11 protein-coding genes are annotated in these 13,882 nt (G+C 51.8%); 1 reads left to right on the top strand and 10 read right to left on the bottom strand.

The window, feature by feature from the left end:
- Positions 1-45: 45 nt before the first annotated feature.
- The 8 genes from ACYQ2L_RS10945 to ACYQ2L_RS10910 form a co-directional block, all read right to left on the bottom strand.
- Positions 46-2,064 (bottom strand): family 16 glycosylhydrolase, encoded by a 2,019-nt coding sequence (locus ACYQ2L_RS10945; protein ID WP_460055361.1) that lies wholly within the window; start codon positions 2,062-2,064, stop codon positions 46-48.
- 122 nt (positions 2,065-2,186) lie between these two features.
- On the bottom strand, positions 2,187-3,695 hold the full coding sequence (locus tag ACYQ2L_RS10940) for a hypothetical protein (protein ID WP_460055358.1): 1,509 nt from the start codon (positions 3,693-3,695) through the stop codon (positions 2,187-2,189).
- Between the two features lies 1 nt (position 3,696).
- The gene (locus tag ACYQ2L_RS10935) at positions 3,697-4,347 is read right to left on the bottom strand and encodes a CBS and ACT domain-containing protein (protein ID WP_460055356.1); all 651 of its coding nucleotides are present in this window, start codon (positions 4,345-4,347) and stop codon (positions 3,697-3,699) included.
- Between the two features lie 10 nt (positions 4,348-4,357).
- Positions 4,358-5,071 carry an ABC transporter ATP-binding protein gene (locus tag ACYQ2L_RS10930; protein WP_460055354.1) on the bottom strand — a complete coding sequence of 238 codons (714 nt, stop codon included), beginning with the start codon at positions 5,069-5,071 and terminating at the stop codon, positions 4,358-4,360.
- Positions 5,058-5,852 (bottom strand): ABC transporter ATP-binding protein, encoded by a 795-nt coding sequence (locus ACYQ2L_RS10925; protein WP_460055351.1) that lies wholly within the window; start codon positions 5,850-5,852, stop codon positions 5,058-5,060. Before ACYQ2L_RS10925 ends, ACYQ2L_RS10930 begins: the two co-directional genes overlap by 14 nt.
- The gene (locus ACYQ2L_RS10920; protein ID WP_460055348.1) at positions 5,849-7,114 is read right to left on the bottom strand and encodes an ABC transporter permease subunit; all 1,266 of its coding nucleotides are present in this window, start codon (positions 7,112-7,114) and stop codon (positions 5,849-5,851) included. The genes ACYQ2L_RS10925 and ACYQ2L_RS10920 overlap by 4 nt, the downstream gene beginning before the upstream one ends.
- 2 nt (positions 7,115-7,116) lie before the next feature.
- The gene (locus tag ACYQ2L_RS10915) at positions 7,117-8,025 is read right to left on the bottom strand and encodes a branched-chain amino acid ABC transporter permease (RefSeq protein WP_460055346.1); all 909 of its coding nucleotides are present in this window, start codon (positions 8,023-8,025) and stop codon (positions 7,117-7,119) included.
- A gap of 80 nt (positions 8,026-8,105) precedes the next feature.
- Positions 8,106-9,230, bottom strand: coding sequence for a branched-chain amino acid ABC transporter substrate-binding protein (locus tag ACYQ2L_RS10910; RefSeq protein WP_460055344.1), 1,125 nt, complete (start codon positions 9,228-9,230; stop codon positions 8,106-8,108).
- Between the two features lie 179 nt (positions 9,231-9,409).
- Here ACYQ2L_RS10910 and ACYQ2L_RS10905 point away from each other — a divergent pair, with 179 nt between their 5' ends.
- Positions 9,410-10,825, top strand: a complete 1,416-nt coding sequence (locus tag ACYQ2L_RS10905; RefSeq protein WP_460055341.1) for an aspartate kinase — start codon at positions 9,410-9,412, stop codon at positions 10,823-10,825.
- Here ACYQ2L_RS10905 and ACYQ2L_RS10900 read toward each other — a convergent pair.
- Complete coding sequence (locus ACYQ2L_RS10900) at positions 10,807-12,546, bottom strand: alpha-glucosidase (protein ID WP_460055339.1); 1,740 nt, start codon at positions 12,544-12,546, stop codon at positions 10,807-10,809. The two genes, ACYQ2L_RS10905 and ACYQ2L_RS10900, sit on opposite strands and share 19 nt — an antisense overlap.
- Before the next feature lie 23 nt (positions 12,547-12,569).
- On the bottom strand, positions 12,570-13,832 hold the full coding sequence (locus tag ACYQ2L_RS10895; RefSeq protein ID WP_460055337.1) for a hypothetical protein: 1,263 nt from the start codon (positions 13,830-13,832) through the stop codon (positions 12,570-12,572).
- Between the last annotated feature and the right edge of the window lie 50 nt (positions 13,833-13,882).

The following is a 13,882-nucleotide window of genomic DNA, read 5'->3' as shown; positions in this document are numbered from 1 at the left end:
ACTGGTTTTTTCCGGCACTAAAAGTGCCGGAAAAACTCTATTGTACTAATCAAGCTCAAGCCAATTGAGATTGAAACCTCCCTCGGCAGCATACACACGGATTACCTGGCTGCCAGCCGGGAGGGAAAAGGGACTGCTAACGATGGTTTCCCAGTCCTGCCATCCGCCAGTCTGAGGCAGCGATAGAGAAGTCAGTACAGTGTCGTTCTCATCCCGCAGCTCGATACGACCGATGCCCTCAGGGCTGGCAATCCTGAACGCTGCAGTGAAGTCTTGATTTCCTGAGGTATTCACCATGTACTCAAGCCAATCACCGCTATCGATCCAGCCGACATTCATTCCTCCGCCTGTATCTTCAGTCTCCTGTGTTTGTATACCCTGCATATCGAGATATGCAGCTGCCTGAATTCTTCCGGGTATAGATACTGGATCAAGCTGGCTCGTGGAAAAACTGGTCTCGGAGTACTCAGAGATGTTTCCGGCATAATCGACTGCACTGATCCGAACTGTATACGCTTGCTCCGGCTGCAGTCCCCGAATCAGAGTTTCATGCTGATCAGTTGTAGTCGACAGCTCTCCATTGACATACACAGAATATTCCTTGACACCGACATTATCAATTGAGGGCTCCCACTCCAGAAATGCGGTAATAGAAGACGGCGCAACACTCAGTTCGCCGGGAGCAGTGGGCGGCTCGGTATCAAGCGCAGCATCACCAAGGTCATAGACACGTACATACTCCACTTCCATCGTCTGCGGCCAGATAGAATCGTCGATTCCCTGCATGCCGCCCCAGTCTCCACCAATTGCGATATTGAGAATCAGATAAAACTCACGGTCAAACGGCCATTCACGATGACCCGTACCTTCATTTCTGAAGGTGAAGTAGTGCTTGTTGTCCAGGAACCATCTGATCTCATTGGGATCCCACTCAATTGCATAGAGATGGAACTCATCAGATACATCTGTTGTGGGAATAATGGTTCCGGACTTCTGTGTACCAATTCGGTGATTGTAGCTTGCAGTATGAACCGCACCATGAATCCTGTTATGATTGAAACCAACATGCTCCATAATATCGATTTCGCCACTATCGGGCCAGTTTCCATAGGAGGATCTTGTCGGCATCATCCAGATAGCAGGCCAGGTACCTAACCCTCGTGGAAGACGTGCCTTCACTTCAACACGACCATATAGCCAGTCACCCTTTCCCCGAGTGACCAGGCGGGCAGAGGTATATGCGGATCTCTGATAATCCTCTTTCCGGGCAGTAATGATGAGCCTGCCATCTTCGACTCTGGCATTTTCCAGGCGATCTCTGGTGTAGTGCTGCAGTTCATTATTGCCCCAGCCGTGACCGCCAGCCTCATACCCCCACCTGGATGGATCCGGCAAACCCTCATAATCGAATTCATCGCTCCAGACAAGCTGCATACTGTCATAGTCAACTTCATACTCTGCTATCTCATGGAAGGCAGCTGCCTGAAAGGATGCGGGGTCGATATCTTCCTGACCGATTTTGACCATGCTGACATTGGACAGAACAACATCTCCGGGGTACTGTCCCAGTTGGAACTCAAATCTGGCCTCCTTGTCTGTTCGTTCCTGCATCATGAAAGTGAACTCATACTCAACGGGTTCACTGGTGAGTCTCTTCCGAACTCCTCCGGTATAATCGGCCCATGATCGGGTTTCATTCCCACCGACCTTCACATCAATAGAACGGGGCCTGCTGGCATGTGCAGTAAACCGGACCCGATATTCACCTCCGGCTTCAACCAGAACCGGTGTATAGATAAGCTGAACTGCATATTCCGGTGCACCAGGCTGGATTATCTCGATCCTGACATTATCATTTTCAAGATGTGCCTCCGCTGCTCCATCAAAGGGTCCCACAAACAGACTCCAGCTTTCACTTGCAACCACAGCAGGATTGGTGTTCAAGCCTGTTTCAAAACCCGGCACACTTTGAACTGCTTCAATTTCCTGAGTGGCAGACGCGCAGCTGCCGAAAATAAAAAGCAGTGCTCCCATACAGAACAGAAATACCGCAGTATTTTTCATACTAGTCTCCTTATGTACTATTTTCTTGTTCTCAGGATATACCGGTACTGAACCAACAGACGCAATAATAAGGACGGTTTTATCCCATACTAAAAGTATGGGATGTCAGGAGAAAAAATCGATCAGAACGCGAACTGGCTCAGCAGGATAAACCCAAAGAATATCAGGAACAGTCCGGCTATAAGTTTGAGCCAGCGCCCCTGTAGTTCATTGATTCTGGTCGAGCGGAAGGTGAGCAGAAAGCCGGTCAGGATAACTGCCAGCGGCAGGATATATACGAGCGCATACAAGCCGGTCCAGAGGGCATAACATGCAAAGCCGGAGCAGATATTCAGTAACGCCGCCATATATACGGTCGGCAAAACTGCGGTACAGCCAAGCTCAACGAGGTTTACAAACAGGGCCAGCATTATGGTACCGCCGACAGCAGCCATGAGCTTCAGTGGATTCCGGCCAGCTGATTCAGTCCGGCTTTCCTTGAGCTGATCCATAATTTTTCTGGCTTTTTTATGAATGGTTTTCTGTCGTTCGGGTGATATAGACAGGCTGGGGCCGCTTTTGAAGAAGAAAAAATCCTTGATATGAACCAGTCCCGCTGCAATGACTATAAGTCCCAGCACGAGGAATAACAGGCTTCCAATGCGACCTACAGCAAAAGATCCAAGGCTGACCATAATCATAATAAAACCGAAGTACACGATTCCGGAAAACAGAATAAATATTCCGCCGATCAGAATCATATCCCGGCGGCTTTTGGTGTGGGTTAATAATGAAAGCAGAATAGCCAGAACTGCAAATGCACAGGGATTAAACCCGTCAGCCAGAGCGATCAGCATTACAAAGACCGGAAAGGGAAACAGGTCAGCAAAATTCCGGATGACGGTCTCGGGGGTCAAGAGTATGGTCAAGAGGACAAAACAGAACAGGAGCAGTACAAAGCCGCCGAGCCAGAGCCCGGGAACGGCAGTCGCAGGTTTCTTCAAGCGAACAATGAAGAAAACCAGAACATAGAATGCGAAAACTGCTCCGGCAGCTGCCCAGTACCACCAGCCGGCGGTAAGAGGAGGTGGACGGGTTGCCATGCCCTGCTCATCTTCTGCGGAAAACTCTGCAGATGCGGCAGCCGCATCATGAAGTCCCATCGCCAGTTCTGCTGCAGCACGCAGCTGATTTTCATAGCCGAAATAAGCCTGGAATGGCTCCAGATATTCAAGGGGCCCGTCATCAGCAAGGAAACCGATAAATGAGTTTCCGGCTGCAAGTGTGCGGGGGATAGAACCGCTGTTGATACCGTTTTCTCTGCGGAACTGAGCCCAGACCCCGGACTGATGATCGATATCCACCGTAACAATCCGCAGGTCCGGGTACTGCTCCATGAGCGCATCCAGGAACTTCTGCTGTCGCACACAGTTGAAGCAGGAATTGCTCTTGAAATACAGCATATGCGCATCGGAATCGCTGAACAATCCACCGGGCACAATCTGACCTGCGACGGGAATATCATCCTCCCCGGCTGCTGCAGTCGGAGGTAAAATCAGTCCTGTAATAAAAAGAGCACTGGCGAGCAGGAATACCGCTATCGCTCCCCCACATTTATGTCTCGTTTGTTTCCTTCCCGGAGTTAAAATCAAATCAGGTCTCCCGGATATCTATGACTTCAAGAATATGATTCTTGATCGAAGACAGCAGTGCCTCCTTGTCCATACCCGAAACCTTGAGGATACAGACGGCATTGGTGGGCTTATCACCGGGCCAGGTACCGATAGAGATAATATTTCCACCATGATCTGCGACATCGCTGCCGAGTTTGGCAAGCTCTCCCTGCTCTTCAGGAATCCGCAGGGTTGCGCGGAGGCCTTTCTGTCTGGTTCCGAAGAGATCAATAAATAGCTTGAAGATATCGGATTCGGTCACAATACCGATTGGATAGCCATCATCGTCGATAACCGGCAGGCAACTGATGTCGTTGTCTACCATTTTTCGGGCAGCATCCTCTACCAGATCCGATGCCCTGGCAGTATGCACGGTCTTGGTCATGACCTTGCCGACCGTCAATTTAGACAACAGACGGGCAATTTCATATACATCTAGGGTGGAAGCCTGGGAAGGGCTGGCCGACAGGAGGTCCTTTACGCTTACAATGCCTACGAGTTTCTTGTTGTGCTGATCCAGAACCGGCAGGTGATGAATATGCTCGCGGTTCATAAGCTCCTGAGCGTCAGTAACCGGGGTTCCGGTCTGAACCATAAACAGGTTCTTTGTCATGATTGTTCCCAATAACATCTGCGTCCTCCTATATTCCTAAATACGCTTTTTTCACAGCCTCATTCGACAAGAGACTCTCGGCAGAATCGACCATGGTAATGCGCCCAGTCTCCATGACATAACCCCTGTGGGCAACCTTGAGCGCCTGATTGGCGTTCTGTTCCACGAGGAAAATGGTTGTGCCGTTCTCCTTGTTGATCTGCTGGATTATCTCGAAGATCTGTTGAACGATCAGCGGCGCCAGCCCAAGGCTCGGCTCATCCAGCAAGAGCAGTTTGGGCCGTGCCATAATTGCCCTGGATATGGCCAACATCTGCTGTTCACCGCCTGAGAGTGTACCGCCAGCCTGATGCCTGCGCTCCTGGAGACGCGGGAACAAGTCAAAAACGTACTCGATATCCGAACGGATTCCCTTGCGGTCACGGCGGAGCAGCGCTCCCATATCAAGATTTTCCTGTACGCTCAGGTGGGAAAAAATCCGCCGTCCCTCGGGAACCTGCGAGATACCCAGAGATACAATCAGCTCCGGCAGCATGCCGTGAATCGGCTTTCCCTCAAAAAGGATTTCACCATGACGCGGAGGCACGACACCGGATACAGACATGAGGGTTGTTGATTTCCCTGCTCCGTTGGCTCCGATCAGGGTGACGATTTCTCCCTGCTCAATGTGCAGGTCTATACCCTTGAGTGCCTGTATATTGCCGTAATAGGTATGTAGATCTTTCAGTTCAAGCACTTTCATCCTCCCCGAGATAGGCCTTGATAACAGCCGGGTTCGATTTGACTTCCAGGGGATTTCCCGAGGCAATGAGCTTGCCGTAATCCATTACATATATCCGCTCGGACAGGGACATTACCAGACTCATATCATGTTCGATGAGAAAAATGGAAATATCTTCTGTGTCCCGGATCTCCAGAATGAGATCTTTCAGCTCATTTGTTTCCTGGGGATTCATACCAGCAGCTGGTTCATCCAGTAGCAGGAGGAAGGGCTCGGAGGCCAGCGCGCGAGCAATCTCGAGTCGCCGCTGAGCGCCATAAGGCAGATTCCTGGCCAGTTCATTTACATAGCGTTCCAGATTGAGTTTCTTCAGCACCTCATAGCTGTCGTGAATTACCTGCTCTTCTTCTTCCCGCACCGCTTTCGTGCGGAAAATCGCACCGAATACACCTGCACTGAGACGGCAGTGACGGCCAATCATGACATTTTCCAGAACTGTCATATTCTGAAAAAGCCTGATGTTCTGGAATGTCCGGGCCAATCCCTTTCTGGCTATCGCACTGGGTTTTAATCCCTTGATTGATTGTTCCCTGCCGCTACCATCAGGAGCATGTATAACTACATCTCCCTCAGTCGGGGTATATACCCCGGTCACACAATTGAAAAAGGTGGTTTTACCGGCACCATTGGGACCGATCAAAGCAACTATCTCACGCTCATTGACTGAAATATTGATTTTATTGACCGCTCTGAGACCGCCGAAGTCCATACTCATTGATGCTACATTCAGAATTCTGCTCATGAGGCGTCTCCTTCATGTACCGGAAAAACGTATGCTTTACGTTTTTTGTGAATCAGACCACCGGGTCTGAAGACCATCATGATTACCAGAATTGCACCGAAAACCAGCATGCGGTAATCAGAAAAAGCCCGGAGGTATTCAGGAACCAGAATAAGCCCCATGGCCCCGATTATCACGCCTTTAATGGACCCCATTCCTCCAAGGACCACACAGGACAACACGATGATTGACTGCCAGACCGTAAAGCTTGCGGGATTTATAAAGGTGGTTCGGGATGCGAAAATTACACCGGCAATCCCCGCCCAGAAAGAACCCAGAGCAAAGGCTATGAGCTTGACCCGTGCTATATCGATTCCCATAGACTCGGCAGCGATATCATCCTCACCCATTGCAACAAGTGCGCGACCGATGCGTGAGTTCTCGAAGCGCCACATAACAAAAATTGTCAGTACGACGACCGCCAGAATTATGTAATAGATATAGTTGGTAGCCGTCATGAGATTCATCTGCACGCCGAAAAATGTCGGTCTGGGAATACCGCGGATACCTGCCGGCCCACCGGAAAAACCGGGGCTGTTATTCAGGACAATACGCACGATCTCAGCAAAGCCCAGGGTAACGATTGCCAGATAATCTCCGCGCAGCCGCAGCACCGGAAGTGCCAGCAGAACTCCGGAGAGGGTGCTCAGGACAGCAGCAATCGGTAGGGCAACCCAGAAACCAACCCCGAAGAAGCGGAAAAGTATTCCATAGGTATAGGCTCCGACAGCGAAGAACGCGATATACCCCAGATGCAGCATTCCCCCCAGGCCGATAATAATGTTCAGTCCAAGGGCCAGCACTACGTAGATCAGTGCGGTGATCATGATACTAGTCTGATACAGGGAACTGGCAAGAGGAAAAACCAGTGCCAGAACAATCCCCAGTGCGAGCATGCTTTTGCGAACCACCGGTTTTTTTATATGCGCCTGAACCTCTGCGATCACCCGCTTTATACCGTGCTCCCGGGCCGCCTTCTCGGCTGCAATCTCGGCAGCATCCTTGATCTGGACAATCGGTTTTATGGTGGTCTTTCTTCGTGTCAGAGCAAAACGCCACAGCAGCCCGCCGAGGAATGTGCCCACAAACACATACAGCATGTTTTCCCAGCGCCACTGTACGGTCTGGTTAATGGTGTTCACCTTGATTACAAGAATCGGAAAGGTAAGAAACACAAACCACAGGGCGATAAGTACCGTTCTTTTTATATCCTGCAATGTCATAATTATACCTTTTGAGTATCCGGCCGTCCCAGAAGACCGGAAGGTTTCAGAATGAGAATGGCTACCAGAATTATGAAGGCAAAAACATCTTCATACACACTGGATATGTAACCAGCAGCAAAAGCTTCTGTCATTCCCAGAATCAGTGAGCCGAGTACTGCCCCGGGAATACTTCCTATTCCACCAAGCACGGCAGCGACGAAGGCCTTGATACCTGCAATAAATCCAACGTAAAAATTGATCTGACCGGTAAAGGAACTGATCAGGATTCCTCCGAGTGCAGCAGTAAAACTGCCGATGACAAAGGTCCAGCTGATAATCTTGTTAACATTGATTCCAACAAGGGTTGCCATGGTCCGGTCCTGGCTGGTGGCCCGCATGGCCTTGCCGATGCGAGTGAACTTGATAAGCACAGTCAGAATCACCATAACTACCGTTGTGGTGGAGAAGATAATTACCTGCGATGAATTGATAATCCCCCTCAGAAATACCGGAACAGGTACCGTAGGAAGAAGCGAGGGATAGGGCAGGAAATTCGAAGTCTGTGCAAGCAGAACATAATTCTGCAGAAACAGGGACATGCCGATTGCACTGATCAGCACGGAGAGACGCGGCGCTTGCCGCAATGGCTTGTACGCCAGTTTTTCAATTGTATATCCATAGGCCGATGAGTAGATCATCGCAATTATGCTTGAAAGCACAAGAATGGCCACGAGTGGCATACCTGCAAAGGAGAACACGGTCGCCATAATCAGAGCAGTAAATGCACCGATCATGTATATTTCTCCGTGAGCAAAATTGATGAGCTTGATGATTCCATAGACCATGGTATAACCGAGCGCAAGGAGGGCATAGATGCTGCCCCTGGTTAATCCGCTGAAAAATAGCCGGAGAAAATAGTCAAAATCCATATATGCCGCCTGATTGTTTTAAATCAAATCCACTGCACAGCGAGAAGCCGTGCAGTGGAAATCAAATGCCTCACATGAGATCAGCGTACTTCCTGGTAAACACCATTCTGCACCTGATACATCGCGAAACCTACACCTATTGCATCACCTCTCTCATCGAAAGTGATTCTTCCAACCGGAGTCTCAACCGGCGCGGTCCGCAGTGCATTCATGATTGCATCAGGCTCGGTTGAACCAGCAACCTTGATCGCATTCATGAGCGCCTGTGTAGCAGCATAGGCATTCATAAAGAATGGACCTGGCTCTTCACCGTATTTCTGCTGATGGGCAGCACGGGCCGCCTGAGCAACGGGATTGCCGCTGGTGTCGGTTGGTCCGGTAGCATATACACCTTCAGCAGCAGAACCAGCAACACCGATAAATGTCTCATCCTGAACTCCGTCACCGGAAATAAATGCAAGATCAAGACCCTGTCCCTTCATCTGGGTTACCAGCCGGGATGCTTCTGGATGATATCCACCGTATATCACACCCTGAACATTTGCAGAACCAATCCGGTTGATGATAGCCGAATAATCTACCGCGCCTACCGTTATACCTTCAAACAGAGCAACCTCTACCTGAGGATAGTTTGCCCGAAGTGCAGTACGCGCAAACTCAGCCAGACCACGTCCATAGTCACCGCCGTCATGAAGAATAGCAACAGAAGTCAGACCAAGTTTCTCGGCAACGAACTGTGCCTGCAGCTGTCCCTGTGCATCATCCGGTGCAATAGTCCGGAAAAAAGTCGGAAAGTTTCCATCCTGTGTCAGCCCGGGGCTGGTTGCAGATGGAGAGATCGTAATAATCCGTTCTGGAGTATAGATTTCCATAGCTGTATTGGTAGCACCGGAACAGATATGTCCCATTACCGCTACAACACGGTCACCTACCAGTTTGGCAGCAGTGTTGGCAGCAACATCCGGAGCACATTCATCGTCCTCAATTACCAGCTTGACTGTTCGACCAAGCAATCCCCCATCGGCATTAATCTGTTCAACAACAAGCTGAGCAGCATTTACCGAAGGAAGGCCGTAGGAAGCCAGGTCACCACTGTGGGCACCGGCAACACCAATTATAATTTCCCCAGAATCCTCACGGGAACACCCCATTGTGAGCAGAGCCGCAATCAGAATAACGGCAAAAAACATCACTCGTTTTGACATACAAAATCCTCCTTAATTCAACGATTAATAAGATCATAGAAACAAGGATTTGGGGAGTCAATAACAGGCCACATGAGAAAAATAATTCGACAAATTGGTAAGAAAAACTGGTTTAATCTCGGAAACATTCAAGTTGCTCCTGAAATGTCAAATCGGAAAAGCCATGTTATTATATGTCCATGAAAAAAATAGTTGCCAAATTCGGGGGATCAAACCTCAAGACAGTTGAAGACATACAGAAAATTACTGCGACAGTCAGGACATACGACCGCCCGATGGTAGCTGTGGTTTCCGCCTTTTATGGGATAACCAACCGCCTGACCAGCAGTATTCTTGAATGTCGGGATGACGAGTCGCGGATTGCGGCTCTGCAGGATTTTCTGCGTGAGATGAAGGAAGATCTGATCGGGCGCTGCATCCAGTCGCCCCAGGAGCGTGAGCGAACAACGGCCGAACTCGGTCGGAGGCTGGATGAGCTGAGGCGTGTACTGCTCGGGGTGCATTACCTGGGTGAAATCCCCCTGACGGTTAACGATCGAGTCCTGAGTTATGGTGAGCGCCTGAGTTCCTTTCTGCTGGCGGCAATCTTCCGCGATGCAGGCATAGATGCGGTTGAGGCCTTACCCGAGGATATCGGTCTGTTCACCAATGGGGAGTTCCGCAATGCCAGTGTGGATTTCGAGCGCTCCTTGAATCCGGTGGCCGAGGCGCTGTCGGCTGACCGGGTCTTTGTTATTCCGGGCTTCTACGGTATATCCCCGGAGGGAAAAACAACCTTGCTCGGCCGGGGCGGCAGTGACTATTCAGCAGCAGCCATTGCCTGCTGCATTCAGGCAGAAAGCCTTGATATCTGGAAGGATGTGGACGGATTCATGAGCGGCGATCCCGGCATGGTTGATACTCCTCATCGCCTGCATACCTTGAGTTATCTCGAAGCGGCCGAATTGAGTTATTTCGGGGCCAGAATCCTGCATCCGCGGACGGTCGAACCCCTGAGGGAACCGGGCATACCCGTCAGAATATTCAATATACACCGTTATAACGAAGGCATTGTTCCGCTCTCGGTTATCGGTCCGGTCCCGGCGCCGTTGCAGAATGCCATGGGCGATGAAATGCCGCACCGGGTCAAGAGTGTAACCTGCAGCAATGACTTTGCGATTCTCAGGCTGCGGGGTTCGGGGGTTGGTCAGACTCCGGGGGTACTCGGGAAGGCAGCAGCGGCGGTGGCCGAGGCGGGAATCAACATAAAATCGGTAATGACCACGCAGACGTCTATCAATCTGTTTCTGTCAGAGGCAGATATTCATGAAGCTCAGCGTGCCGTTGAACTGACTGGCCTGAGCGCTGTTTCCCGGGTGGAGAGCCAGACGGATCTGTCGATTATTGCTCTGGTAGGAGAAGGTTTGTCGGAATGCGAGGAGATTGCTGACCGCCTGGTGGTGGCCCTCAGCCGAGCCGGCGTGCACATAAAAATGCTGGCCCTCGGCGCCAGCGAATCCGCGACTTATTTCGTAGTCAGCCGCGAGATGGTGCAGACGGCCCTGAAGGCCGCCCACTCCGCTTTCTTCCCCGGAAATCATGAGCCGCTTCGATAATACAGAACCCGGGCTTCATAGGGTCGCAGTTCACCGGAAGCTGCCCCGAAAGCTGCTCCGGTGCCAGCCTCGACCGAGCTGCTGCCTTCCATATAGTTGCATAACAGAAGCTCGCAGTTCTCAGGGGCTGTCGGCAGTGCACTGCTGAAGATCTCTGGCTCGAGGCATTCGTCCGAGAGATTCACCACAACGATGGCCGTTTCTCCGGCGCTCCGGCGCTGGTAGGCAGTCCATGTAGATCCGCCACCCAGCAGAGTAAAATCCCCGGATCTGAAGACTTCGTCCTTGAGCAGGATCAGGAGCTGCTGATAAAACTGCAGCAGGCTGCGCCCGTTTTCTGACTGGGCCTGGCTTTCTGCATTCCATTCGCTGGAATCAGGATTAAGCGGATACCAGGGAGCATCGGCCTCTGTGAAACCCGCATGCTTCTCCCCGGTCCACTGCATGGGGGTTCTGCCATTGTCCCGGGCAACCCGTCTGATCCGTCTGAGGATTTCTTCGCGAGGTAGCCCCTCATCTTCCATGCTTTCCCAGGCATTCCGGCTCTCGAGATCCGAGAGATCATTATAGCCCTGAATCGGGAAATTACGCATGCCGATTTCATCGCCCTGGTAGACAATGGGGGTTCCCCGCTGCAGGTACCAGAGCACGGCCAAAGCCGATGCACTTTCATAGCGGTATGTTCCGTCGTTGCCGTAACGCGAAACCACTCGCGGCTGATCATGATTCGACATATACAGTGCGTGCCAGCGGGGTTCGGCAGTCAGCGTCTGCCAGTCAGCCAGTACTTTCATGAGATCCGCCGGCTGCCAGCTGCGTGGTTCCCATTTGCTGCCGGGAATCTGATCAACTTCCAGATGCTCGAAGGTCAGCACCATATCCAGGGCCTTGTTTTCCGGATCGGTGTAGGCCCTGGCTGCCTCGGCTGTGACCCCGGGGGTTTCACCTACCAGAACTACATCCTGATCGATAAGCCCTGCCCGGAATTCCTGCAGAAACTCCAGCATCCGTGGACCGTCTATGAAGACCCCATGCACACCGCGCTCTTCGAGTTCCGGGAAATCCTGTGCTTTTGATATAAAATTGATTACGTCCATACGGAAGCCGTCGGCCCCACGTTCGATCCAGAAATTCGCGATTTCTGTCAGTTCGGACCTGAGCGCCGGGTGCTCCCAGTTCAGATCCGGCTGCTGGGGTGAAAAGAGATGCAGATAATACTGCTGCCTGGCCTCAACCCAGGTCCAGGCGGGTCCTCCAAACACTGCCTTCCAGCTGTTTGGCGGTCCCCCGTCCTGCGCAGGATCGCGCCAGATATAGTAATCCGCATACTCACCTTCGCGGGATGCAGCGGAGGCCTGGAACCAGGCATGCTGATCGCTGGAGTGATTCAGTACCAGATCCAGCAGGACCTTGATTCCATGCGCATGTGCCGCATCGATCAGATCTGCCATGTCCCGGTCGCTTCCGAACATGGGGTCGATACTGCGGTAATTCCGCACATCGTAGCCGTTGTCCACATGAGGAGAATCGAACACCGGCCCCATCCAGACTGCATCGACCCCGAGTTCTGCAAGGTACGGCAACTTCTGGATTATTCCCTGGAGATCGCCGATACCGTCACCGTTTGCATCCATGAAGCTGCGGGGATATATATGATAGATAACCGCATTCTTCCACCAGTAGCGATCCTGTTCTTCGCTGAAAAATTCCTGTAAATCCATGTTCGCTCCCCTGGTTCAATGCATTAATATATTCGCTGAAAAATGAAGCCCATCCAGTCAGCAGGGTCAGCCATTGTGGCATCTATGAGTCCGAGATCAACCGGCGCGGTCAGCTCGGCTACCAGCCAGTTGCGACCGCCGAAGGGAAAGCGGGCTCCGGATCCTTCAACATCCACTCCTGCAAGGGCATGCCCATGCACGGTACTGACCATGATTATACTGTCAAATCCGAGCTGATCAAGGATCATGGCATACAGCAGAACCAGGGAATCACAATCGCCTTCGCTCAGATAGACGGTATCCAGGGGATTGAGAAAGTCCGAAATTCCGCCGGGGCGGTCATAGTCAAAGCCCTGCAGCCAGCTCAGTATTACAGCCGGCAGGCGCTCACGTTCAATTTCCTGACTTCGTGCGACACTGCGCCAGAGATCGGCCAACGGGCTGACCCGGGCATAGCTGTCCCGGTAGATCATGCGGAAAAATCGCTCCCAGGCGATTTCCTGTAATTCCCGTGGAGCACTGTCCCCGGCATAGGCTGTCAGAAGACGCGCTTCACGGTCGATGAGGACCTGCGAGGCATCTGTCTGGTCGGGGTCATACCAGAACCCAGCGCTTTGACCTGCCAGATTCAGTTCAATGAGTTCGGCGTCATCACCCAGACCTCTGCGTCCCGGCTGAAAGGGAACGAGATACTGACTGACTGGTCCTGGAAGTCCGTCACCGCCGCCGTCCAGGGAGACTGAGTCCATGAACGAGAGCAGAAAGTCATGATATACCTCATACGTTTCCTGACGGGCGTAACCCAGAATTGCCATGGGATACACTGGATCATCTATAAGTATGGCGTAACCCCGGACTTCTTCCGAACCGGCTGCAAATTCCATGTCGGCGAGTACACTCTCCCGGCCGGCATACATAAATCGCTCGGAGGCCAGGACTTCTGCCCGCAGCTGTGCGGACAGCTCGACAAGCATCTGATCGGCGTTCACAAAATTCAGATCGGTATATACCAGAATCTGAACCACAGCGCTTCCATCTGGACTGCTGAAGGTGAGCAGGCGCATGTCGCTGGCATCGCTGAGATACCAGCCGCTGGGCGGATCCATGCGATAGCCGTATTCGTCGACCAGTATCGGCTCGTAGACCTGGATACCGGGAGCGGCCTGATTTTGGGCGACTGCCGACAGTGGCAGCAGCAGAACGAGAAGCAGCATGGCCGCCAGACAGTGTATGCGCTCCACAGGTTCCCGCAGGCGTGCAGAGCGCAGCGCGCTAACTTGCTGCATAACATGGATAATAAACACAAATCCTTTTGTAATCATACTTTGGTATCGGC

The organism is Spirochaeta dissipatitropha, assembly GCF_054657935.1.
The sequence above is the reverse complement of the archived record's forward strand: the minus strand, read 5'-3'. Positions and strand labels throughout refer to the sequence as shown.